The sequence below is a fragment of the Alcaligenes sp. LTN-3 genome (assembly GCF_059735605.1).
This window is the reverse complement of sequence record NZ_JCAPDN010000001.1, coordinates 1198909-1222762: the sequence shown is the minus strand read 5'-3', so window position 1 is coordinate 1222762 and position 23854 is coordinate 1198909. Positions and strand designations below refer to the sequence as shown.

General features: G+C 55.9%; 25 protein-coding genes. 24 read left to right on the top strand and 1 reads right to left on the bottom strand.

From position 1 onward, the window contains the following. Positions 1–2: 2 nt before the first annotated feature. From orn to AC6I6N_RS05685, 15 genes are all read left to right on the top strand, one after another. Positions 3–548: an oligoribonuclease gene (orn, locus tag AC6I6N_RS05755; RefSeq protein WP_094197107.1), complete on the top strand. Its 546-nt coding sequence runs from the start codon at positions 3–5 to the stop codon at positions 546–548. A 288-nt stretch (positions 549–836) separates the two neighbouring features. Continuing rightward, positions 837–1829 carry a 1,2-phenylacetyl-CoA epoxidase subunit PaaA gene (gene paaA, locus AC6I6N_RS05750; protein WP_094197106.1) on the top strand — a complete coding sequence of 331 codons (993 nt, stop codon included), beginning with the start codon at positions 837–839 and terminating at the stop codon, positions 1827–1829. A 94-nt stretch (positions 1830–1923) separates the two neighbouring features. Then, positions 1924–2208 carry a 1,2-phenylacetyl-CoA epoxidase subunit PaaB gene (paaB, locus tag AC6I6N_RS05745; protein WP_094197105.1) on the top strand — a complete coding sequence of 95 codons (285 nt, stop codon included), beginning with the start codon at positions 1924–1926 and terminating at the stop codon, positions 2206–2208. Positions 2209–2216: 8 nt separating this feature from the next. Next, on the top strand, positions 2217–2981 hold the full coding sequence (paaC, locus tag AC6I6N_RS05740) for a 1,2-phenylacetyl-CoA epoxidase subunit PaaC (RefSeq protein WP_094197104.1): 765 nt from the start codon (positions 2217–2219) through the stop codon (positions 2979–2981). A gap of 5 nt (positions 2982–2986) precedes the next feature. Beyond that, the gene (paaD, locus tag AC6I6N_RS05735; protein ID WP_094198381.1) at positions 2987–3487 is read left to right on the top strand and encodes a 1,2-phenylacetyl-CoA epoxidase subunit PaaD; all 501 of its coding nucleotides are present in this window, start codon (positions 2987–2989) and stop codon (positions 3485–3487) included. Between the two features lie 4 nt (positions 3488–3491). Then, on the top strand, positions 3492–4574 hold the full coding sequence (gene paaE, locus AC6I6N_RS05730; protein WP_094197103.1) for a 1,2-phenylacetyl-CoA epoxidase subunit PaaE: 1083 nt from the start codon (positions 3492–3494) through the stop codon (positions 4572–4574). 83 nt (positions 4575–4657) lie between these two features. Next, positions 4658–6322, top strand: a complete 1665-nt coding sequence (gene paaN / locus AC6I6N_RS05725; protein ID WP_094197102.1) for a phenylacetic acid degradation protein PaaN — start codon at positions 4658–4660, stop codon at positions 6320–6322. A 14-nt stretch (positions 6323–6336) separates the two neighbouring features. After that, positions 6337–7128, top strand: a complete 792-nt coding sequence (paaG, locus tag AC6I6N_RS05720) for a 2-(1,2-epoxy-1,2-dihydrophenyl)acetyl-CoA isomerase PaaG (RefSeq protein ID WP_460196365.1) — start codon at positions 6337–6339, stop codon at positions 7126–7128. Beyond that, positions 7128–7589, top strand: a complete 462-nt coding sequence (gene paaI, locus AC6I6N_RS05715) for a hydroxyphenylacetyl-CoA thioesterase PaaI (RefSeq protein WP_094197100.1) — start codon at positions 7128–7130, stop codon at positions 7587–7589. The genes paaG and paaI overlap by 1 nt, the downstream gene beginning before the upstream one ends. A gap of 74 nt (positions 7590–7663) precedes the next feature. Further along, a complete protein-coding gene (paaK, locus tag AC6I6N_RS05710; RefSeq protein ID WP_042481657.1) occupies positions 7664–8977 on the top strand; it encodes a phenylacetate--CoA ligase PaaK in 1314 nt (437 codons plus the stop codon). A gap of 131 nt (positions 8978–9108) precedes the next feature. Then, the gene (gene acpS / locus AC6I6N_RS05705) at positions 9109–9567 is read left to right on the top strand and encodes a holo-ACP synthase (RefSeq protein ID WP_376913615.1); all 459 of its coding nucleotides are present in this window, start codon (positions 9109–9111) and stop codon (positions 9565–9567) included. Beyond that, positions 9564–10619, top strand: a complete 1056-nt coding sequence (gene nagZ, locus AC6I6N_RS05700; RefSeq protein ID WP_108727668.1) for a beta-N-acetylhexosaminidase — start codon at positions 9564–9566, stop codon at positions 10617–10619. Before acpS ends, nagZ begins: the two co-directional genes overlap by 4 nt. Next, positions 10582–12405: an excinuclease ABC subunit UvrC gene (gene uvrC, locus AC6I6N_RS05695; protein ID WP_094197098.1), complete on the top strand. Its 1824-nt coding sequence runs from the start codon at positions 10582–10584 to the stop codon at positions 12403–12405. Before nagZ ends, uvrC begins: the two co-directional genes overlap by 38 nt. 39 nt (positions 12406–12444) lie before the next feature. Continuing rightward, a complete protein-coding gene (pgsA, locus tag AC6I6N_RS05690; RefSeq protein WP_094197097.1) occupies positions 12445–13017 on the top strand; it encodes a CDP-diacylglycerol--glycerol-3-phosphate 3-phosphatidyltransferase in 573 nt (190 codons plus the stop codon). Positions 13018–13022: 5 nt separating this feature from the next. Next, positions 13023–14273 carry an MFS transporter gene (locus AC6I6N_RS05685; protein ID WP_094197096.1) on the top strand — a complete coding sequence of 417 codons (1251 nt, stop codon included), beginning with the start codon at positions 13023–13025 and terminating at the stop codon, positions 14271–14273. Between the two features lie 179 nt (positions 14274–14452). Here the strand turns inward: AC6I6N_RS05685 and queF are convergent, their stop codons facing one another. Next, positions 14453–15280 carry an NADPH-dependent 7-cyano-7-deazaguanine reductase QueF gene (gene queF / locus AC6I6N_RS05680; RefSeq protein WP_230017825.1) on the bottom strand — a complete coding sequence of 276 codons (828 nt, stop codon included), beginning with the start codon at positions 15278–15280 and terminating at the stop codon, positions 14453–14455. A gap of 308 nt (positions 15281–15588) precedes the next feature. Between queF and aceA the strand changes: the two genes are divergently transcribed. From aceA to AC6I6N_RS05635, 9 genes are all read left to right on the top strand, one after another. Continuing rightward, positions 15589–16896, top strand: coding sequence for an isocitrate lyase (gene aceA, locus AC6I6N_RS05675; protein WP_009455950.1), 1308 nt, complete (start codon positions 15589–15591; stop codon positions 16894–16896). A gap of 587 nt (positions 16897–17483) precedes the next feature. After that, positions 17484–18452: a hypothetical protein gene (locus tag AC6I6N_RS05670; protein WP_199827926.1), complete on the top strand. Its 969-nt coding sequence runs from the start codon at positions 17484–17486 to the stop codon at positions 18450–18452. Position 18453: 1 nt separating this feature from the next. Beyond that, positions 18454–18639 carry a cbb3-type cytochrome oxidase assembly protein CcoS gene (gene ccoS / locus AC6I6N_RS05665; protein WP_094197093.1) on the top strand — a complete coding sequence of 62 codons (186 nt, stop codon included), beginning with the start codon at positions 18454–18456 and terminating at the stop codon, positions 18637–18639. Between the two features lie 183 nt (positions 18640–18822). Then, positions 18823–20310, top strand: coding sequence for a cytochrome-c oxidase, cbb3-type subunit I (ccoN, locus tag AC6I6N_RS05660; RefSeq protein WP_125276681.1), 1488 nt, complete (start codon positions 18823–18825; stop codon positions 20308–20310). 10 nt (positions 20311–20320) lie between these two features. After that, the gene (gene ccoO, locus AC6I6N_RS05655; RefSeq protein WP_125276682.1) at positions 20321–20980 is read left to right on the top strand and encodes a cytochrome-c oxidase, cbb3-type subunit II; all 660 of its coding nucleotides are present in this window, start codon (positions 20321–20323) and stop codon (positions 20978–20980) included. Next, entirely contained in the window at positions 20981–21154 is a 174-nt protein-coding gene (locus AC6I6N_RS05650) for a cbb3-type cytochrome oxidase subunit 3 (protein ID WP_094197090.1), read from the top strand. Further along, a complete protein-coding gene (gene ccoP, locus AC6I6N_RS05645; RefSeq protein WP_125276683.1) occupies positions 21151–22065 on the top strand; it encodes a cytochrome-c oxidase, cbb3-type subunit III in 915 nt (304 codons plus the stop codon). Before AC6I6N_RS05650 ends, ccoP begins: the two co-directional genes overlap by 4 nt. Before the next feature lie 37 nt (positions 22066–22102). Then, complete coding sequence (ccoG, locus tag AC6I6N_RS05640; RefSeq protein ID WP_094197088.1) at positions 22103–23602, top strand: cytochrome c oxidase accessory protein CcoG; 1500 nt, start codon at positions 22103–22105, stop codon at positions 23600–23602. Positions 23603–23620: 18 nt separating this feature from the next. Beyond that, positions 23621–23824: a FixH family protein gene (locus tag AC6I6N_RS05635; RefSeq protein WP_094197087.1), complete on the top strand. Its 204-nt coding sequence runs from the start codon at positions 23621–23623 to the stop codon at positions 23822–23824. Positions 23825–23854 lie beyond the last annotated feature (30 nt).

Sequence of the window (23854 nt, the reverse complement as noted above, 5' to 3'; positions counted from 1 at the left end):
ATATGGCGGTTCATACACAGCGTCTGGTCTGGCTCGATATGGAGATGACAGGACTGGATCCGGACAAAGAGCGCATCATTGAAGTTGCGGTCGTGGTAACAGAAGCAGACTTGACTCTGGTGGCCGAAGGCCCGGTTCTGGTGGTTCATCAAAGCAATGCATTGCTCGATGGCATGGACGCCTGGAACAAGGGTACGCATGGCCGCAGTGGCCTGATCGACAAGGTCAAAGCTTCTACCCTGACCGAGGCGCAGGCCGAGGACCAGTTGCTGGACTTCCTGAAAGAGCACGTACCGGCTGGCAAATCGCCTTTGTGCGGCAATACCATCAGTCAGGACCGCCGTTTCATGTACCGCTACATGCCCCGCCTGGAAGCCTTCTTTCACTACCGTAATCTGGATGTCAGTACGCTCAAAGAGCTGGCCTTGCGTTGGAAGCCTGAAGTGGTTAAAAGTTTCGTCAAGCAAAGCCGTCACGAGGCCTTGGCCGATATTTATGAGTCCATTGACGAGCTGAAACACTACCGCGAGCACTTCATCCGTCTGTAAGCAGCAAGAACAGGCAAGGTCGATGTTGCGCGGGTCCGAGCCAGATAGGTAATCGGGCAGCCTGTTCTAGGTGGGGGCGCTTTGGCTGGATTAAAACCGAGGATAGCGATTTGTCGCTCCTCGGTTTTTTTACGTCTAAGTATTTACCCTTAAAGTATCTGTTCTGGGCTCATATGATACGGTTTTGCGATTGACATCAAATTTTTCGTATTAAATAATGAAGTGTATATGGTTTGCGTCGAAACAAAATTTGTTTGGGCGCTTTCAGCACTCTTACCGGGGATGGTCATGTATGCACAACTTGTAGAGACAGGCGTCAAGCAGGTCCAGGATGTCGAGCAGATGTCCGACGAAGAACGTCGGTTCCAAGAGCGCATCGATGAGGGTGTCCGCATCGAAGCCAGGGACTGGATGCCCGAAGCCTATCGCAAAACCTTGGTGCGCCAGATCTCTCAGCACGCGCACTCCGAGGTCGTCGGGATGCTGCCTGAAGGCAACTGGATTACCCGCGCCCCTTCGCTCAAACGCAAAGCCATCTTGATGGCCAAGGTGCAGGATGAGGCCGGTCACGGTCTGTACCTGTACAGCGCTGCCGAAACACTGGGCGTAGGCCGTGACAAGCTGGTCGATGACTTGCTGTCGGGCAAAGCCAAGTATTCCAGCATTTTTAATTACCCCACACTGAACTGGGCCGATATCGGCATGATCGGCTGGCTGGTTGACGGCTCAGCCATCATTAACCAGATTCCGCTGTGCCGTTGCTCCTATGGTCCTTACGCCCGTGCCATGGTACGTGTGTGCAAGGAAGAATCCTTCCACCAGCGCCAGGGTTACGACTTGCTGCTCCAGATGTGCTTGCATGGCACGCCCGAGCAAAAGGCGATGGTTCAGGATTCCATCAACCGCTGGTGGTGGCCTGCCTTGATGATGTTCGGTCCTTCCGATGCGGACTCCACCAACAGCGCTCAGTCCATGCAGTGGAAAATCAAGCTGTTCTCCAACGACGAACTTCGTCAGAAGATGGTGGATCAGACCGTACCTCAGGCCGAGTACCTGGGCCTGACCATTCCCGACCCTGATCTGCGCTGGAACGAAGAGCGCGGTCACTACGACTTTGGCGAGATTGACTGGGAAGAATTCTGGGCAGTGATCAAGGGCAATGGTCCCTGTAATCGTGAGCGACTCCAAGCCCGAGTCCAGGCCCACGAAAATGGCGCCTGGTTCCGTGATGCACTGGATGCCCATGCCCAAAAGCAGGAAGGCGTCCGCAAGGTAGCCTGATCATCAAGGCTAAGAAGCCGGTACGGTTTCTGATTCGATCCGATTCGCAGCAGGCGCTTTGACAGCACCGCTGCACAGCAAGGAATTTTCAGTTATGAGCAAGAACGATTGGCCCCTGTGGGAAGTTTTCATTCGCAGCCAGCACGGCCTGGCCCACAAACATGTGGGCAGCCTGCACGCTCCAGACGCCGAAATGGCGATTAACAATGCCCGCGATGTGTACACCCGCCGTAATGAAGGCGTGAGCATCTGGGTCGTGCGTGCCGCCGATATCGCGGCCTCCAGCCCTGGCGACAAAGGCCCGCTGTTCGAGCCTTCCAACAGCAAGGTCTACCGCCACCCTACTTTTTTCCCAATGCCTGACGGCATCAATATGTAGGAACCGGCATGGACAAAGCCCTGTTTTCTTACGCCCTACGCATGGGCGATTCCACCTTGGTGCTGGCACAGCGTCTGGGTGAGTGGACTGGCCACGGCCCGGCTCTGGAAGAAGAGTTGGCCTGTGCCAATACCGCACTGGACCTGTTGGGTCAGGCTCGCATGTGGCTGACTCTGGCTGGCGAAACCGAAGGCCAGGGCCGTGACGAAGATCGTCTGGCCTATCACCGTGATGTTCACGAGTACACCAACTACCTGCTGGTCGAGCGCGAGAATGGTCACTATGGCGACACGCTGGCACGTCAGTTTCTGTTTGATGCCTGGCATTGCTTCCTGCTGGAGCAGTTGATCGAATCCAGCGACGAGCAGATTCGTGAAATTGCCCAGAAGGCGCATAAGGAAGTGCTGTATCACCTGCGGCGCTCGACCGACCTGGTTGTGCGCCTGGGCGACGGTACGCCAGAGAGCCACAAACGCATGCAGCAAGCCATTGATGATGCCTGGTTCTACCTGGGTGAGTTGTTTCTGGATGACGAGATCACCGAGGAATTGGCTCAGCGCCAAGCCGTGCCTTTGATGGCCAGTCTGTGGCAGCCTTGCCTGGAATACATCCAAAATGCGCTCGAGCGTGCCACCTTGCGTTGCCCGGCCGAGCAGGATGCTCAGCACAAGGCTTATCGTGGTGGTCCACAAGGCCGTCACACGGAAGCGTTAGGGTATCTGCTGGCGGAAATGCAGCATCTGCCACGTATGTACCCCGACGCCACTTGGTGATCGTCATGACACAGACCTGGAGCACCGAGCAGGTCATGCAAGTATTGGCCACGGTTCCAGATCCGGAGATCCCCGTGATCTCCTTGCTGGACCTGGGCATTGTGCGTGACGTGAATTGGGAGCAGGGCGTGTGTGTGGTCACCATCACACCGACTTACTCCGGTTGTCCGGCGATGTACGAGATGAGCCACTCGATTGAACAGGCCTTGCAACAGGCCGGTATCGAGCAGGTTCGGGTAGAGACGAAGTTATCACCGGCCTGGACGACCGATTGGATGAGCGAGCAGGGCAAAGTGGCCTTGCGCGACTACGGTATCGCTCCTCCGGCCCAAAGTGCAGTTGATATTTCTGGTTTGCTGCGTCAGCCCGAGGCGCCCGTGGTGGCCTGTCCTCAATGCGGCTCCACGCATACACGGGTAATCAGCCAGTTTGGCTCTACACCCTGTAAGGCGCTGTATCGCTGCATCAGCTGCGGTGAACCATTCGATTACTTTAAGGCGCATTAGTCCTATGAGTCAGTTTTATTCCCTTCCTGTGGCCTCGGTCTCCCGCAGCACCCGCGATGCCGTGGTGGTGGCTTTTACCGTGCCCGACGATTTGCAGGATGTGTTTCAGTTCCGCCCCGGTCAGTACCTGACCTTGCGCACCCATCTGGACGGCCAGGAACTGCGCCGCTCCTATTCGATCTGTGCGGCACCGCACGACCGTTTGCTGCGCGTGGCGATCAAGCGTGTCAATGATGGGGCGTTCTCCACGTGGGCCAACAGCCATCTGGAAGCGGGTGCTACCCTGGAAGTCATGCCACCTGATGGCAACTTTACCGTGGACTTTGATCCCAGCCAGGCCCATCGTTACGCCGCCTTTGCGGTCGGTAGTGGTATTACCCCGATTCTGTCGCTGGTGAAAACCGCGCTGGATACCGAGCCAAAATCGACCTTCACGCTGTTTTTCGGTAACCGCGCTTCCTCGGCCATCATGTTCCGCGAAGAGATCGAAGACCTGAAAAACACCTATATGGAACGTTTCTCCATCGTGTATATCATGAGCCGGGAAACGCAGGATATTGACTTGTTCAACGGTCGTCTGGACGGCGAAAAAGTACGTCAGCTAATGCAGCAATGGTTCGATCCCGCCAGTGTGGATGTGGCCTTTGTCTGCGGTCCCCAGGACATGAGCGAGCAGGTGGTTGCCGCCTTGCAGGAAAATGGCTTGGAAAAATCCCAGATCAAGTTCGAGCTGTTCGGTGCCCCTAAAGGCCCGCGTGCCTTGCGTACGGGCGAGGAGTCGCGCAAGGCTCCGGGTAAGGAAGAGTGTGAACTGACCGTGATTCAGGATGGCATTACTCGCAACCTGACCATCAGCAAGAGCAACAGCAGTATTTTGGATGCGGCACTGGAGCAAGGGCTGGAGTTGCCTTATTCCTGTAAGGGTGGGGTTTGTTCTACCTGCCGTTGCAAAGTGGTAGAGGGCGAAGTGGACATGGACGCCAACTTTGCACTGGAAGATTACGAAGTAGCCCGCGGTTTCGTGCTCAGTTGTCAAAGCTTTCCGGTGACCGACCGGGTGGTCATTGACTTCGATCAGGAAACCTAAGACCGCAGCGAACAAGCGGTTTTCCAAGAATTTGGACGCCAGCTTCCCGGCTTGGCGTCCTACTAGTTTCAGGAGCACATTGTATGGCAGCAGATTTTTTCAAAACGCATCAGGCGACGCTGGATCACGCGTTGAGCAGCATTCTGGAGCGCAACTTCTGGAGCGCTTATCCTGAAAATCCCAGCCCGCGCGCCTACGGCGAAACCGCGGCTCAGGATGGTCAGGCTGCTTTTGAAGCCTACCGCGGCAAAGCTTTTCCTTTGACGCTGGAAGGCGCCCAAGGAGAAGTGGGCAATGAGCAATCGCCTTTTGGTTTTGATCTGGGCATTCGTTACCCCAAAGTTCCCGTGGATCAATTGTTGGCCCAGTCGCAACTGGCGCTGGACAGCTGGCGTGATGCTGGCCCGCAAGCCTGGGTTGGTATCTGCCTGGAAATCCTGCATCGCTTGAACCAGCGCAGCTTCGAGATTGCTCACGCTGTGCAGCACACCACGGGCCAGGGCTTCATGATGGCCTTCCAGGCCGGTGGCCCTCACGCTCAGGAGCGTGCGCTGGAAGCTGTGGCCTATGCCTGGCAGGAAATGTCCCGTATCCCTGGTCTGGTTGACTGGATCAAGCCCCAGGGCAAGCACGATCCCATCCAGATGAAGAAGCAGTTCAAGGTGGTGCCCCGTGGCGTAGGTCTGGTGATTGGTTGCTCCACCTTCCCGACCTGGAACGGTTATCCAGGCCTGTTTGCTTCCCTGGCTACCGGCAACACCGTGATTGTGAAGCCGCATCCTGGCGCAATCCTGCCTTTGGCCATTACCGTTGCCGTCGCCCGCGACGTGCTGGCCGAAGCCGGTTTCAATCCTAATGTGGTCTTGCTGGCCGCTCACGAGCCTCAAGAAGACACCGCCCAGCAACTGGCCATGAACAAGGCCGTCAAGCTGATCGACTTTACCGGCAGCAGCCAGAACGGTAACTGGCTGGAAGAAAATGCTCGCCACGCTTTGGTCTACACCGAAAAAGCCGGTGTGAACCAGGTCATTATTGATTCGGTTGATGATTTCAAGGCTGTTGCCCGCAATCTGGCTTTCTCCTTTGCGCTGTATTCCGGCCAGATGTGTACCGCTCCTCAAAACATCTATGTGCCTCGCGACGGTATCCGTACTGCCGATGGCGTGATGAGCTTTGATGAAGTCGCTCAAGGCTTGGCACAAGCCGTGCAAAAGCTGGTGTCCGATCCGGCCCGTGCCGTTGAAATTACCGGCGCCGTGCAAAACGAAGCCTGCGCACAGCGTATTGATCAGGCTCGCCAACTGGGCATGCCTATCCTGGCTGACAGCCAGACGCTGGAACACCCCGCATTTCCCGGTGCCCGCGTACGTACACCGCTGGTCTTGCAGGCCCGTGTGGACCAGCCCGAGATCCAGCAAGAGTGGTTTGGCCCCATCGTGTTTGTGGTGCAAACCGATTCGACCGAGCAAAGCATTGAAGTGGCCGGTCGCAACGTGATTGAGCACGGTGCTCTGACCTTGTCGGCTTACAGCACCGATGATGCGGTGACCGCCAAGATCCAGCGCATGGCCGAGCGTTCCGGCGTGTCTCTGTCCCTGAACCTGACCGGCGCTGTGTTCATCAACCAGACCGCCGCTTACAGCGACTTCCACGGCACGGGCGCCAACCCGGCCGCTAACGCATCCCTGTCGGATTCGGCCTATGTTGCTAATCGTTTCCGTGTCGTTCAGACTCGCTGGCATTTCTAAAGGAGGGTGGCCAGGTGACTGACCAAAGTATTCAATTTAAGCTGGAAAATGGCGTAGCACGCATTACCTTGAATCGTCCCGACAAGCTCAACAGCTTTACGGCCGATATGCACGGTGAGCTGGCTCAGGCCCTGGACAAAGTCGAACAGTGCACCGATTTGCGTGTACTGATTCTGACGGGTAATGGTCGTGGCTTTTGCGCTGGCCAGGACTTGTCCGAGCGCCAGATGAGTGCAGGCGATGCCCCCGTGGATTTGGGTGCCACCATTGAAAAATTCTATGCACCGCTGGTGCGTCGTCTGCGCGCGCTGGCGGCCCCTGTGGTGGTCGGCGTCAATGGTGTGGCAGCCGGTGCCGGAGCCAACCTGGCCTTGGCCGGTGACATCGTGATCGCCACCCGCTCGGCCAGCTTCATCCAGCCTTTCTGCCGCTTGGGCCTCTTGCCCGATACCGGCGGTACCTTCTTCTTGCCGCGTCTGGTGGGTACAACGCGTGCCATGGGGCTGTCTTTGCTGGGCGATAAGCTCTCGGCCGAGCAGGCAGCTCAGTGGGGCCTGATCTGGGAATGTGTGGATGACGACGCGTTTCAGGCTCGCCTGAATGAGCTGGCAGCTCATTTTGCACAGGCGCCGACCAAAGGTCTGGCCTATGCCAAGAAAGCAATTTATGCCAGTGATGCCCATTCGCTTGATCAACAGCTGGATCTGGAGCGCGACTTGATGCGTGAACTGGGTGCATCCGAGGATTATCGCGAGGGTGTTAATGCATTCCTGGGCAAACGTGCCCCCCAATTCAAAGGAAAGTAATGCAAAGCAACGCACTTGCTGTTGAAGACCCACAAACGCTGGCCCAACAGGTCAGCGAGCATATGTATGGCAATGACCAGGCCTCTCAGGGCCTGGGCCTGAGCCTGGACAGCGTGGCACCGGGTGCAGCCAATATGAGCATGACGGTGCGCGCCGACATGCTCAACGGCCACAAGACCTGTCACGGTGGTTTCATCTTTGCCTTGGCTGACAGCACCTTTGCGTTTGCCTGCAATTCTCGCAATGCACCGACGGTTGCGTCCGGTTGCACTATCGATTACTTGGCACCTGCTTTTGAAGGGGATGTCCTGACAGCTCGCGCTGTCGAGGCGTCCCTGGCAGGCCGCACCGGTGTCTACGACATCGAGGTGGTCAACCAGAACGACAAGCGCATTGCCTTGTTCCGTGGGCGCTCGTACCGGCTAAATGGCACGGTATTGGGCGGGATTGAAAAAAAATAATTTTTGACGATACATACCCTGTGGACCCCGGGGGGGTCGGTAGTACCACACCAGCGGCAGGGCAGGAGTACACCATGACAGCAATTAAAGAACAGGTTGGCCGCGATGCCATCGAGCATGCCAGTGTTGACGAAATCCGTAACGTGCAACTGGAACGTCTGAAATGGACGCTAAAGCATGCTTACGACAATGTGCCGCATTACCGGCAGAAATTTGATGAAGCGGGCGTACACCCCGACGATTTGAAGCAGTTGTCGGATATTTCCAAGTTCCCCTTCACGACCAAGCAAGACTTGCGTGACAACTACCCCTTCAAGATGTTTGCGGTTCCCCGTGAGCAGGTAGCACGTGTTCACGCTTCCAGCGGCACCACGGGCAAGCCTACCGTGGTTGGCTATACCGCGAAGGACATTTCCACCTGGGCAGACTTGTTTGCCCGTTCCATGTGGGCGGCCGGTGCCCGTCCCGGTGACATTGCTCACGTGGCTTACGGCTACGGCCTGTTCACCGGCGGTCTGGGTGCGCACTACGGTGCCGAGCGTCTGGGTTGTACCGTAGTTCCCATGTCCGGTGGTCAGACTGAAAAACAAGTTCAGCTGATTCAGGATTTCCGTCCCGACGTGATTCTGGTTACCCCCTCGTACTTCTGCAATATCGTGGAAGAGATCGAGCGTCAGGGCATGGACCCCCGCGATACCTCCTTGCGTATCGGTATTTTTGGTGCCGAGCCCTGGACAGGCCAGATGCGTCTGGATATTGAGCAGCGCGCTGGCATCGACGCCGTGGACATCTACGGTCTGTCCGAAGTGATGGGCCCGGGCGTGGCCATGGAGTGTGTGGAAAGCAAGGACGGCCCAGTGGTATGGGAAGACCATTTCTACCCCGAAATCATCAACCCTGAAACCGGCGAGCCTGTGGCCGAGGGTGAAAGCGGCGAACTGGTCTTTACCTCGCTGAGCAAGGAAGCCATGCCCGTCATTCGCTACCGTACTCGCGACCTGACACAACTGTTGCCGCCCACTTCGCGCAGCATGCGCCGCATTGGCAAGATCACTGGCCGCAGCGACGATATGCTGATTGTGCGTGGTGTGAACCTGTTCCCGACCCAGGTCGAAGAACTGGTTCTGAAAATGCCGGAGCTGGCTGCCCAGTACCAACTGGTTCTGAGCCGTAACGGCAATATGGACGAGCTGGAAATTCTGGTGGAAGTGCGTGCCGAGTTCAATCATTTGAACGAAGCCCAGCGCGAGCAACTGGCCCGTCGTTTGACCCACTCTATCAAGACCTTTATCGGTGTCAGCGCACGTATCCGGGTGCAGTCCTCCGGCATGGTCGAGCGTACCGTAACCGGTAAAGCCAAACGCGTGATCGACAAGCGCGCGTTCTGAACGTGCCTGGCCTGAAGTAAAAAAACGGCTCTGCTCTGGCAGGGCCGTTTTTGTATTCCGCGCTCTCACGGTATCATTGCAAGCTGGTAGGCGGCCCAGGCCGCTTTTGCTGTATTTTTTCTGATGACATCATGCCCCCAATACCGTCCGGTTTGATTGCCGGCATCGGCACCGACCTGATCCGCATCGAGCGGATCGAGCGCGCCTTGGCCCGACATGGTGATCGCTTTGTCAAGCGCATCCTGGGCGAGCAGGAGCGAGAGGTCTATGCCCGCCGTCAGGCACGCGACCCGGTGCGCGGCCTGCGCTATCTGGCCACCCGTTTCGCGGCTAAGGAAGCCTTTTCCAAGGCGGTGGGGCTGGGCATGCGCATGCCGATGGCCTGGTCGCGCATGCAAACCCTGAATGCACCCGGAGGCCGTCCTGCGGTGCACCTGTCCGCAGATCTGCGCCGCTGGTTTGATGCCCGGTTCGGGGCCGTCCATATTTCCCTGACGGATGAATCCGATATGGCCATGGCCTTTGTGGTGCTGGAAGCCAAAGCGCCGGAAGTATCCCCTTTACCCTTAGCTGAGTCTGACACTAAATGAGTTTTTCCTCGCAAGCAGTATTGCCTCCGGGCCCGGTCATGGTGGACGTACAAGACATGGTTCTGACGGATCAGGAGCGCGAGCGCCTGCGTCATCCATTGGTCGGCGGCGTGATCCTGTTCAGTCGCAACTTTGAAAGCCGTGCCCAACTGACCGCTCTGTGCCAGTCCATTCACGAAGTACGCAATGAGCCTTTGTTGATTGCCGTGGACCACGAAGGTGGCCGCGTCCAGCGTTTCCGCGAAGACGGTTTTACGACTTTGCCCGCCATGAGCCAGCTTGGTCAACTCTGGACGCGTGATGCCGTCAAGGCGGCTGCCGTCGCTGCCGACACAGGCTATGTGCTGGCTGCCGAGCTGCGCGCCTGCGGTGTGGACATGAGCTTTACACCCGTGCTGGATCTGGACTGGGGGGTTAGCAAAGTGATTGGTGACCGTTCTTTCCACCGCAGCCCGCGCGCCGTGTCCATGTTGGCTGCCGGCTTGATTCGTGGCCTGAACAAAGCTGGTATGGCCGCTTGTGGCAAACATTTTCCAGGGCATGGCGGGGTAGAGGCGGATTCGCATCACGAGATCCCCGTCGATGACCGTAGCCTGGAAGAAATTCTGGATGAGGATGCGGCCCCTTACGGTTGGCTGGGCACTTTGCAATTACCCTCGGTGATGCCCGCTCATGTGATTTACTCCAAGGTTGACCCACTGCCAGCCGGTTTCTCACCCTATTGGATTCAACGCGTGCTGCGCAAAGCCCTTGCTTATGATGGTGTGATTTTCTCTGACGACCTAACCATGGAAGGCGCCACAGTTGTGGGCGATATCCTGGCACGCGCGCAAGCCGCTCTGGGGGCCGGTTGCGACATGGTGCTGGTCTGCAATCGTCCTGATCTGGCCGACGACTTGCTCTCGCGCCTGGACTTCACGATGTCCGAGGAATCGCAAAACCGCATTCGTCGTCTGATGCCCACCACGCCAGCCTTGGATTGGGACGCTTTGCAAGCGGATGAACACTATCAATATGCCCGCGGACTTCAATCTAAAATCCTATCTGTCTGATTTGCCGAATCTGCCGGGCGTGTACCGGCATATCGACGAACAGGGCGAGGTACTGTATGTGGGCAAGGCGCGTGATCTCAAGCGCCGTGTCAGCTCGTACTTCCAGAAAACGCTGAGCAGTCCCCGTATTGCCCATATGGTGGCGCGCGTCGCGCGCATCGAGGTCACCGTGACCCGCAGCGAGGCTGAAGCCTTGCTGCTGGAAAACAACCTTATCAAGCGTCTGCGGCCGCGCTACAACATTCTTTTCCGGGACGACAAGTCCTACCCCTACCTGATGATCAGCGCCCACCAGGCGCCGCGTATTGCTTATTACCGGGGCAGTACCAGCGGGAAGGGGCATTTCTTCGGCCCTTATCCCAATTCCTGGGCGGTGCGTGAAACCATTCAGATCCTGCAACGGGTATTTCGTTTGCGTACCTGTGAGGACAGCGTCTACGCCAACCGTAGTCGCCCCTGTTTGCTGCACCAGATCGGGCGCTGTTCGGCACCCTGTGTCAACCTGATCTCGCCCGAGCAGTATCAGCTTGATGTACAGCGCGCCATCAGTTTTCTGGATGGTAATACGGCGGAAATTCTGGGCGAGCTGCAAGAGCGCATGATGCAGGCCTCAGATTCGCTGGATTTCGAACAGGCAGCGATGTTGCGCGACCAGATGAAAGCCTTGTCTGCTGTCTTGCAGCAGCAAAGCATGGAGCAGGTGGGCAAGGAAGACGTCGACATTATCGTGGTGCTGAACGCCGGTGGTAAGTTCTGTGTGAACCTGGCCATGGTGCGCGGTGGCCGTCACCTGGGCGACCGCGCTTTCTTTCCCACACAAATCAACGATGACACTCCCAGTGATGTGCTGGCGGCATTTATCGCCCAGCACTATCTGGAGCGTCGCATGCCGCCGGTTCTGGTGTGCTCACACGCCTTACCCGATGCAGACCTGATGCCTTTGCTGGCCGAGCAGACGGGGGTGAAGGCGCGTGTCGTGGTGCGCCCCCAAGGTGTGCGCAAGATCTGGCTGGAGCAGGCTACCAAGAATGCTGGCCTGGCATTGGCCCGGGTCTTAAGTGAATCGACCGCCCGTGCCGATCGCACCCGGGCACTGGCCGAAGCCTTGCAATTGGATCTGGATGAGGCACAGCTCGATGCCTTGCACATCGAGTGCTTTGACATCAGTCACACAGCAGGGGAGGCCACACAGGCCTCGTGTGTGGTTTATAAACACCATGAAATGCAGAATTCGCTTTATCGCCGCTACAACATTGCAGGCATCACGCCCGGTGACGATTACGCGGCCATGCGCCAGGTGCTGAACCGACGGTTCTCGCGGGTTGCAGAGGGTTTGGCGCCCTTGCCCGACATTGTTTTGATTGATGGAGGCAAGGGTCAGATCGAGATCGCCCGTCAGGTTTTTGTGGAACTGGGCCTGGATATTCATGTTCTGGTCGGTGTTGCCAAGGGTGAAAAGCGTAAAGTAGGTCTGGAAACCCTGGTATTTGCCGATGATCGCCCGCCTGTGGCTTTGGGGGTGGAGTCTGCGGCACTGATGCTGGTTGCTCAGGTACGTGACGAAGCGCACCGTTTTGCCATTACGGGCATGCGCGCTCAACGTGCCAAAACGCGTAATGTGTCACGCCTGGAAGATATTGACGGGATTGGCGCCAAACGGCGTCAGCGTCTGTTAGCCCGCTTTGGTGGTTTTAGCGGGGTTGCCGATGCCAGTATTGATGAGCTCAGTGCGGTTGATGGAATATCCGTTGAACTGGCCGAACGCATTTATCATGCTTTACGATAGGCGAGAGCCTTTGTTTTAAATTAGGTTGGTATCCAAGCTATGCCTTTTAATCTGCCCATAGCCCTGACGTGGCTTCGCATCGTCCTGATTCCGCTGATCGTTGCCTTGTTTTATCTGCCAGCCAGTTGGCTGAGCATGGAGACACGCGATCTGTGGGCCGCCTCCGTATTTATCGTGGCCGCCGCGACGGATTGGTTTGATGGTTGGCTAGCTCGTCGCTGGAACCAGACCTCCTCGTTCGGGGCCTTCCTGGATCCGGTTGCGGACAAACTCATGGTCAGCGCCGCGTTATTGGTTTTGCTCGATCTTGGCCGTGTGGATGCGTTTATCGCTCTGATCATCATTGGGCGTGAAATTACCATTTCGGCACTGAGGGAATGGATGGCCAAGATTGGCGCCAGTGGTAGTGTGGCTGTTCATCGCTTGGGTAAATTCAAAACCGCCGCGCAAATGGTTGCCATCCCTTGTCTGCTGTACTGGTCGCCCGTCATGGGCTTGCCGACACGGATCATTGGGCAAGCCCTGATTATTGTTGCTGCGGTCCTGACGGTCTGGTCCATGTGCTATTACTTGCAGAAGGCCTGGCCGGAGATCAAGAAAAAGCAACGTTAAGACCAATGGCTAATTCATCAACAAGAACGCTGGACGGGGCGGGGCCTGACGGTTCACAGGACTGGCAGGTGATCGGTGTTATCGGTATTGCGCACGCCAGTTCGCATTTTTTTCAACTGATTTTGCCCACGCTTTACATCGCTTTGGGGCAGGAGTTCGGGTACGACTTCCTGAAGCTGGGTGGGCTGGTCACCACCTTTTATCTGGTCTCCTGCTTTGGGCAGGCATCCTCGGGCTTTCTGGTTGATCGTATCGGCGCTTTGCCGGTTCTGAAAGTGGGCTTGTCCTGTTTTGTAGTCGCTGCTTTGCTGATTGGCATGGCCAATGGCTACGGCATGTTGCTGGCGGCTGCATTGATTGGTGGGGTAGGTAATGCGGTGTTTCATCCCGTGGACTACTCCATTCTTAACCATCGTGTCAGCTCGGCTCGTCTGGGGCACGCGTTTAGCGCCCATGGCTTGACAGGAAATCTGGGCTGGGCTTTGACGCCTGTCTTTATTACGACGCTGACCATTTATTTCAACTGGCGTGTTGCCGTATTGTCGGCGGCGGCCTTGATTGCGGCTGTGTTGGTGTTGGTACTGATAAATCGGGATGCCTTGGCGGGGCGTACAGCCTCGGGTGCGGCGCCGGCTCGTCCACAAAGCAAGGAATCGGTCTGGACGACACTGTCTACCTTGCTGTCGCGTCCCTCCTTATGGGGCGCCTTCCTTTTCTTTGCCTTTGCCACAGCGGCGATGGCGGTCGTGCAAAACTACACTATTCCCATGCTGCATAACACGTACGGCATTGATAAGGTGGTGGCAGGCACGGCCTTGTCCGGTTTTATGCTGGCCTCGGCGGCGGGCATGTTTGTCGGTGGCTTCATTGCTTCCACCACACCGCGCTCTGAAGTGATTGTGTTTGTGTCTCTATGCGTATCCGGGGCTTTGCTGTTGGTGCTGGGCGCAGGTTGGATCATGCCTTCTCTGGCCTTGTTCGTGGTGGGGGCGGCTGGTTTCTGCTCGGGCATCGCTTCACCATCGCGCGACATGCTGATACGTCGTGTCACCCCCAAAGGTTCTACTGGCGCCGTCTATGGCCTGGTGTACTCCGGCATGGACGTTGGTTCTTCTCTGGCGCCCGTGGGCTTTGGCTTGCTCTTGGATGTGGGTTTGACTCAGGCTCCCTGGTACGGTGCGGCCATCGGGTATTGGACGGCGGCTGGCTTGGCTGTGTATGTGGCCTCGACAGTAAGTCGCGCGACTAAATCCTGATGCACTTTGCAATGATGACCGTCTGATGCGGTCATAAAAGAAAGCCCCAAAAACTTGATCGGTTTTTGGGGCTTTTTCTTGCCTTGCTTGGCCTTGTCGTGTCTTAGTGTGGAGCTTGGCACTGTGAAACCAGAAAAGCACATTGGCCTTTCTGGTTTGAGTGCATCTTTATAGTGTGATCACTGGCGCGCCAGTCGTGGCTCTTGCACGCTATCCGCATGGCTGCTGCGCCAGGGGTTGATATCCAGGCCTCCACGGCGGGTGTAACGGGCGTACACCAGCAAACGCTCGGGCTGGCAGCTTTGCTGAATATCGCTGTACAGACGCTCCACGCAATGTTCATGGAACTCGGTGTGACGGCGCAGCGAAACGATATAGCGCAATAAGGAAGCAGGATCAATCTGCGGACCGGTGTAACGCACTTGCACGCTGCCCCAGTCGGGCTGGCCGGTGACAGGGCAATTGGACTTGAGCAAATCAGAGACCAGAGACTCGGTCACGATGGGGGCGTCTGGTAGGCATTGAAGCAAGCCACTTTGTGGCGTGTAGTCCTGAATACTGATATCCAGCTCATCAATACAGTGGCCTTCCAACTGGGCAATAGGCTGACCATTCAAGGCGCTGAGCGGAATCAGCGTCACGTTGACGGCGGCACCGGCAACCGTGCTTAAGTCTTGCTCCATGCGCTGCACAAGACTGGCTATGTCTTCCACAACCTCATCATTAAACGAGTTCAGGTAAAGCTTGAACGACTTGGACTCGATGATGCGTGGGCTGTTCCAGGGGATGACAAACCGCGCCAGAGCGACGACGGGCTTGCCTTTTGGATTGAGCCAGGAAATTTCGTAGCCATTCCAGATATCGGCACCATGCCATTGTTCCGGAACGCGAAGTGTCTGCCGGTTCAGGGAGCGCTCAATGCCAAACAGGACGCTGGGATCGTACCGTGTGGGATAAACCACATCGTGCCCAAGAGGCGAGTCTTTAAGTGGGGAGGTGTTGCTCATTGGCGGGTATTGCAGAAATAGATAAGAAAACCGGTGCAGCGAACAGGCGCCCGCCGGGTGGTATAAGGGCGATTATCCCACATTGTGAAATCCTTGTCTCAGTATGCAAAAACCGGCTGTCGCGCTGCACCGTTTTTCATTTCATAAACAGATAAGTCATTTCATATCTCGAAATAAATTATCTATATATTTGATATAAAAGGAAAAAATATTTACTCTTATATAAGATAGAAAACATGGTTGCGATGCAGCATTTGGGTAGACTGTAGTCATCTTGTTCACTGTTAAATCCATCTTAGGAGTCCATCATGAATGCTCGAGAAACTGAGATCCGCAACTTGCAAAAACGCTGGGCAGAAGATCCACGCTGGCAAGGTATCAAGCGTGGTTACACCGCTGAGGAAGTCATTCGTTTGCGTGGTTCTCTGGTCGAGGAGCACACTCTGGCTCGCCGTGGCGCAGAACGTCTGTGGCAGTCCATCAATCAGGAACCCTTTGTCAATGCGCTGGGCGCCCTGACGGGTAACCAGGCCATGCAACAGGTCAAGGCCGGTTTGAAAGCGATTTACTTGTCGGGCTGGCAAGTGGCTGGCGATGCCAACAGTGCCGGCGAAATGTACCCTGACCAATCGCTGTACCCCGTTAACTCGGTGCCCTCCGTGGTGCGCCGCATCAACAACTCGCTGGCCCGCTGTGATCAGATCCAGTGGATGGAAGGGGTGAACCCAGGCGATGAAGGCTACGTGGATTACTTTGCTCCTATCGTGGCTGATGCGGAAGCCGGTTTCGGTGGCGTGCTGAACGCATTTGAACTGATGAAAGCCATGATTGTGGCTGGCGCTGCTGGCGTTCACTTCGAGGACCAGCTGGCTTCGGCCAAGAAGTGTGGTCACTTGGGTGGCAAGGTGCTGGTGCCAACTCGTGAGGCCATCTCCAAGCTGGTGGCTGCTCGTCTGGCCGCTGATGTTCTGGACGTTCCCACGATTCTGGTTGCCCGTACCGATGCAGACGCAGCCGACCTGATCACCAGCGATGTGGACGAGTACGATCGCCCCTTCATTCTGGATGAGCGTACGGTTGAAGGTTTCTACCGCACCCGTGCAGGTCTGGACCAAGCCATTGCCCGTGGTCTGGCCTACGCTCCTTACGCCGACCTGGTCTGGTGCGAAACTTCCACGCCGGATCTGGAATACGCTCGCCGCTTTGCCGAAGCTATTCACCGTCAGTTCCCTGGCAAGCTGCTGTCCTACAACTGCTCGCCATCGTTCAACTGGAAGAAGAACCTGGATGACGCCACCATTGCCAAGTTCCAGCGCGAACTGGGTGCCATGGGCTACAAGTTCCAGTTCATCACTCTGGCTGGCTTCCACGCACTGAATTACGGCATGTTTGAACTGGCTCACGGCTACGCCCGCAACCAGATGAGCGCCTTCGTTCAATTGCAGGAAAAAGAGTTCGCCGCTGCACCGCTGGGCTTTACCGCTGTGAAACACCAGCGCGAAGTGGGTACAGGCTACTTTGACGCTGTCACTCAGACAGTTGAAGCCGGTAAGTCCTCGACGACCGCGCTGGCCGGCTCCACAGAAGCCGAGCAGTTCGCGCCCTCCGAGGCATAAGCAGGACAGGGAAGGGTAGATAGCCCCTTTTCTGGTTGCAGGCAGCCCACCGTACGCTCCAGTCGGTGGGCTGCTTTTTGTTTGGGTGCCACTTTTTTGCTTAAAAGCTACATATTTCAAATATCAAATTTGAAGGCTTGATATTTATTGGAAGGGGTTTTGAACAGACTTTGAAAGTATCGAAAAGGAAGCAGAAAACAGGCCTGAAAAGGCTTGCGACGTGGCTGGCAAAGCCTGCGTATTGTTAAATTCAGGATTCAAGCTTTCATGAATTGATTTGCATTCGCGCTGCAGCATCATTTCGTGATAAAAATCCTTGAAAATCAAGCCGTTTGCATAGAGAAAAGGCGTGCTAGACTTTGGCCGCGCAAGGCGTAATTAGCCAATGCAAAATCGTTGTTCCACCTTGCGCTTGGGAATAAAAAAAAGGCTGCTAATAAGCAGCCTTGAAAGCATTGAACAGTTAGCGCCGTGTTGGGGGGGGAACGGCCTGAACAAGATGCATATGGACAACGATATAGGATCCAAACAAAGTCGTATTGATTTAAATCAAGAATGAAGAAATATCAGTGGCTTATAGTCCTTTCATGCGCGCATATTCGATTTTTTCCCTCCCAAAGCCTCTCACTGATGAGCAACGGTCACGCCGGCGGCACACATTAGCCCGTTTGGGTCTGTCTTGGCTGGCCGCCATGCAGGTGATGATGTTTGCTTTTCCCGGCTATATGCGCTCCTTCAGCACTCGTGCTGAAGATATTGAATCTCTTTCGCAAGTCATTGTGCTCATGAACTGGGCCGGTCTGTGCTTGACCATGCCCGTTGTCCTGTACTGTGCCTGGCCCATCTTGAAGGGGGCTGTCAAAAGCTTGTCCGAAGGTCGCGTAGGCATGGATGTGCCCGTGGCCTTGGGTATTGTTGGCGCCTTCCTACCTAGCGTCTATAACACCTGGACGCAGCAGGGCGAGGTGTATTACGACTCGGTCACGATGTTCGTGGCCTTTTTGTTGACGGCCCGTTATCTGGAGCTGTGCGCGCGCCAGTCGGTGACGCAGTCCGCCTCCCATGACCTGATTGAACGCTTTCGTCAGTCCGTCACAGGCCATGCCAATACCTTGGCTTTCTGGTTTGTCAGTATTCAGTTGGTGTTGGCCGCCGCCTTTGGTTTGGTTTGGTACTGGATGGACCCCTCGCATGTCGTTCCGGTGGTGGTCGCCATGCTGGTCATGAGCTGTCCCTGTGCTATGTCTATGTCGGTTCCTTCAGCCGTTGCCTCGGCGCATGCTGGCTTGCTGGCTCGACCCGCCAAAAGCGAGTTTGAAGTTGTACAGCTGACCCAGCAAACGGGCCGCATCGCCCGTCAAAACCTGTACGGTTCTATAGTCTGGCATCTGCTGATGACACCCCTGGCGGCCTTGGGTATTGTGGCCCCTTGGTTGGCTGCCGTCTCTATGCTGGTGTCCTCTTTGGCTGTTGCGGCCAACTCTTGGCGTATCTATCGCAGCCGCAGCCGCGAGGTATCGGCCCAGTGGACCGCTCCAGCAGCAAGGCAGGGCTGAGATGTTTGGCTCGTTGCTGGTCCTGATCCCCATCTCCATTTTTCTAGTCATTGTTATCGGCGTGTCTTTCTGGTGGGCCATTTTTGCCGGCCAGTTCGAGGATACGGGCAACGCAGCTGATTCCATCTTGCTGGACGACGACTCCACTGCGGGTCTGTCGGGCGCAGAGCGTCCACCTGATACCTGATTCTTACTGTTTTGTTTTTTTAGCCCTGCAAATGGTCGGCGACACACAGTCTGCAGGGCGGAAACACGCGTGAACGCGTGCTTTCCGATGTTTTTTGATAAGCATCAAGTAGCAGTTTATCGACTTGCGGGATGATGTAGCTTGTTGTCGCTTGTATTAACAATGTTTGTTTAGGGGAAGCAAATGGGCACTTCCGATGCAGTCGGAAATAACGCCGAAGTCTTCAATTACGGGATTGTGAGGCAGTTCACCATCATGACCGTATTTTGGGGCGTCATCGGCATGGCAATAGGCCTTTTTATTGCCTTGCAGTTGATTTGGCCAGAACTCAATTTCGACACACCGTGGCTTAGTTTTGGACGTTTACGTCCACTGCATACGAACGCTGTGATTTTTGCCTTTGGTGGAACTGGCTTGTTTGCCACTTCCTACTATGTGGTACAGCGTACCTGTCAGGCCCGTTTGTTCTGCGATAAGCTGGCTGCCTTTACCTTTTGGGGTTGGCAGGCCGTGCTGGTGGCAGCGGTCATTACCTTGCCTATGGGTTACACCAGCTCCAAAGAGTATGCTGAACTGGAATGGCCCATCGACATCCTGATTACGCTGGTCTGGGTGGCCTACGCTATTGTGTTCTTTGGCACGATCGTCAAGCGCCGCGTGCGTCATATTTATGTGGCCAACTGGTTTTTTGGCTCTTACATTGTCACGATCGCTGTCCTGCATATTTTCAATAACCTGGAATTGCCTGTCAGCTTCATGAAGTCCTACTCGGCTTACGCCGGTGTGCAGGACGCCATGGTTCAGTGGTGGTATGGTCATAACGCCGTGGGCTTTTTCCTGACCACGTCTTTCCTGGGCATGATGTACTACTTCATCCCCAAACAGGCCAACCGTCCTATCTATTCCTACCGCTTGTCCATTGTCCACTTCTGGGCCCTGGGCTTTACATACATGTGGGCCGGTCCTCACCACCTGCTGTACACCTCCTTGCCAGACTGGACGCAATCGCTGGGCATGGCGTTTTCCTTGATTCTGCTGGCTCCTTCTTGGGGCGGTATGATCAACGGCATCATGACCTTGTCGGGTGCTTGGCATAAGCTGCGTACTGATGCGATTCTGAAGTTCATGGTTGTGGCCCTGTCCTTCTACGGCATGTCCACCTTTGAAGGTTCCATGATGGCTATCCGTACGGTCAACGCGCTGTCGCACTACACCGACTGGACAGTGGGCCACGTACACTCTGGTGCGCTGGGCTGGGTTGCCATGATTACCTTCGGTTCCTTGTACTACCTAATCCCACGTTTGTACGGCCGCACGGAAATGGCTCGTCCTCGTCTGATCGACCTGCACTTCTGGCTGGCGACTCTGGGCGTCGTGCTGTATATCGCCGCGATGTGGATTGCCGGTGTCATGCAAGGTTTGATGTGGCGTGCAACCGGTGTGGATGGCACCTTGACGTACAGCTTTGTGGAAGTCGTGAAGGCTACTTACCCCTTCTACGCAATCCGTGCTTTGGGCGGCGCCTTCTTTGTGGCCGGTATCTTGCTCATGTCCTGGAACGTGTTCCTGACCATTCGTGCAGGTCAAAAAGATATCAACCCCGTTGTGCCTCTGAAAAACCCGGATGCCCGCGACCCAGCGCTGGTGGGCCAAACCACCTTGCTGGCCTAAGGAGTAAATCATGGCTAATGACACTAATAAGCGCTTTTCTCACGCCACGATCGAGAGAAATACCGGGCTGTTGATCATTCTGAGTATCTTGGTGATTTCCTTCGCGGGCCTGGTGCAAATCGTTCCTTTGTTTTTCCAACACTCGACCACCCAGCCCACTGAAGGGGTCGAGCCCTACGAACCCTTGCGTCTGATGGGGCGTGACATCTACATCCGTGAAGGTTGTGTTGGCTGTCACTCCCAGCAGATCCGTATGTTGCAGTCCGAAGTGCAACGCTATGGTCCTTACTCGCTGGCCGGTGAGTCTGTGTACGACTACCCCTTCCTGTGGGGTTCCAAGCGTACCGGTCCGGATCTGGCCCGTGTGGGTCAGCGCTACAGCGATGAGTGGCACCGCATTCACCTGCGCAATCCACGTAATGTGGTCAAAGAGTCCAATATGCCTGCCTATCCATGGCTGCAGAAGAACTCGGTGGAAGGTGCAAACATTCAGGATCGCATGAATGTGCTGCGTACATTGGGTGTGCCTTACACGCAGGAACAAATTGATGCCGCGCCCGAGCAGTTGGTAGGCAAGACCGAGGAAGACGCGGTCGTCGCTTATCTGCAGGGTTTGGGTGTGGCCAGTCGCGACGCAGCTGCCAAAGCTGTGGAGCAGGGGAGCTTCTAAATGGTAGCCATCATCAACGGTGTTATGACTGCTTTGGCGATGGCGACCTTCCTTGGCATTTGCTGGTGGGCGTTCTCTCGGGGACGCCGCCAGGCCAACGAAGAAGCAGCGCTTCTGCCTTTCGCCTTGCCCGACGAGGGAAGCAACGATAAAAACCCTGGGGGTTCCGAATGAGTGACTTTTTTAATAATGGCTGGAGCCTTTGGATCTCCGGCATCGCCTTGCTTGGCATCATATTTTGTTTGTGGCTGCTCTTTACCCAGCGCGCATTTCTGGGCAAAACAGTGGACGTGGAAGATACTGGCCACGTCTGGGACGGTGACCTGACCGAACTGAATACACCTGTACCTCGCTGGTGGACGGTGATGTACATCGGCCTGTGTGTATTTGCATTGGGTTATCTGGTGCTGTATCCCGGTTTGGGTAGCTTCAAGGGGACTTTGGGCTTTACCGCTGGTCAGCAGGTCAAGCAGCAACAGGCCGAAATTAATGAGCGTCTGGAGCCTGTGTACGCTCGTTACCGCGAAATGCCCATTGAAGAGATTGCTCATGATCCGCAAGCGCGTGAAATTGGCCAGCGTTTGTTCCTGAACAATTGCGCCCAGTGTCACGGTTCGGATGCCCAAGGCTCTCCAAGCTTCCCCAACCTGGCCAACAAAGCCTGGTTGTGGGGTGGCGAACCCGATGCGATTCTGTACACCATTACCGAAGGCCGTACCGGCATTATGCCGCCACAGTCCCAGTTCAGCCCGGCTGAAGCATCGGACGTCGCTCAGTATGTGCGTTCTTTGTCTGGTCTGGCGGCAGATCCTTTGCGTCTGGTTGCGGGCAAACGTGTGTACGACAGCGCATGTTTTGCCTGCCACGGCGCGGATGCCAAAGGTAATACGCTGATGGGAGCGCCTGACCTGACGGACGATTACTGGTTGTATGGCAGTTCCGAGGCCACTATCGTTCAGACGGTGCTGCAGGGCCGCACGAACCAGATGCCGGCACAAAAAGGAGCATTGACGCCAGAGCAGATCCGGTTGCTGGCGGGCTGGGTTTGGGGCTTGTCCAATCCCGCGCCGACCCAGGCTAACTAATGTCTTTTAAATTGATCTGACGCCTTCAGGACATGCAATGAGTAGTGATTCTTCCCAACCCAGCGCTGATAATGCGCAGGGAACTGTGCCCAAGTGGCAACCTCCACGTAACACCAAGGGAGCGGGTGGAACCTCTCCGCAAGTCGAGAAGGCGCTGGTCGATGTTCGTAGCAAAATCTATCCACGATCCGTCAAGGGCGTGTTCGCCCGTTGGCGGATCTGGATGGTGTATTTCACGCAGATCATTTTCTATGGTCTGCCCTGGTTGGAATGGCATGGCCGTCAGGCCGTGCTGTTTGACCTGCTGGAACGTAAGTTCTATATCTTTGGCATGATTCTGTGGCCCCAGGACGTTATTTACCTGACGGTGCTGCTTCTGATATCTGCTTTCTCTTTATTCCTTTTCACCGCTATGGCGGGCCGCTTGTTTTGTGGCTACGCCTGTCCGCAGACGGTCTACACAGAGATTTTCATGTGGGTCGAGCGCAAGGTGGAAGGGGATCGTCTGGCGCGTATCCGTCTGGATGAACAGGCCTGGAACGCTCGTAAATTACGTCTCAAAGCCACCAAACACTTCCTGTGGGTCGTGATCGCTTTGTGGACCGGCTTTACCTTTATTGGCTACTTCGCTCCTATCCGCGAACTGGGCGGCGAGCTGATCGCTCTGTCCCTGGGCCCTTGGCAGTGGTTCTGGCTCTTGTTCTACGCCTTTGCCACCTGGGGTAATGCCGGTTTCATGCGCGAGGCCGTCTGTAAGTACATGTGCCCCTACGCACGTTTTCAAAGTGCCATGGTGGACAGCGATACCTTTGTGGTGACCTACGACTTCGTGCGGGGTGAAACCCGTGGTGGCCGATCTCGCAAGATTGACCACAAAGAAGCCGGTATGGGCGACTGTGTGGACTGCAGCCTCTGCGTTCAGGTCTGTCCGACCGGTATCGATATTCGTGATGGCTTGCAGTACATGTGTATCGGCTGTGGTGCCTGTGTGGACGTCTGTGACCAGGTCATGGATAAGATGGGCTACGAAAAAGGCCTGATCCGCTACACCTCAGAGCGTGCCATCAAGGAACGCATGACGCAGTCTCAGGTGCGACGTCGCATGCTGCGACCGCGCGTGTTGTCTTACATCCTGATCCTGGCCGTCATTTGTGGTGCTTTCGTCTACACCTTGGCGACCCGTACGCCCATGCGCGTGGACGTGATTCGTGATCGTGGCGCGCTGGGGCGCGAAGTGCCCGGCGGCATGATTGAAAACGTGTTCCGTCTACAAGTGATCAATACCTCGGAAGAGGCTATGGAGCTGCAGTTGTCCGTCACAGGTCTGGAAGGCGCGCGCATTCATTTGACCGAGAACGGCCAGGATCACATTCATGTGGCGCCTGCAGGCAATAGACTGTTGCCGGTCGTGGTGCAAGTCCCAATTAGTAGTGCCAAGCCGGGCCTGTATGATATTTCTATCCAGGCGGTAGGCGAGCACGACGGGGGCCGCAAGACCTATGTGAACGAACGCAGTAGTTTTTACATTCCTCAGTAATTTTATAAAGAGCAAAACATGGACGAATCAAAGGACAGTGGACCCTGGTGGCGCGAGCCGTGGCCATGGTTGTTGATGGCAGGGCCAGCTCTGGCTATTGTGGGCTGCGTCATTACGATTGTCTTGGCCTTTCAGAATTTCAGTAATCAAGGGATTACGGACGGGGGGGTCAAGCAGGGTCTGGTTGTCAGCAAGGTAGAGCCTGCCCCTGAGCAGCGCTAAACGTAATCGATTCACCGTTACGCTAGGGTT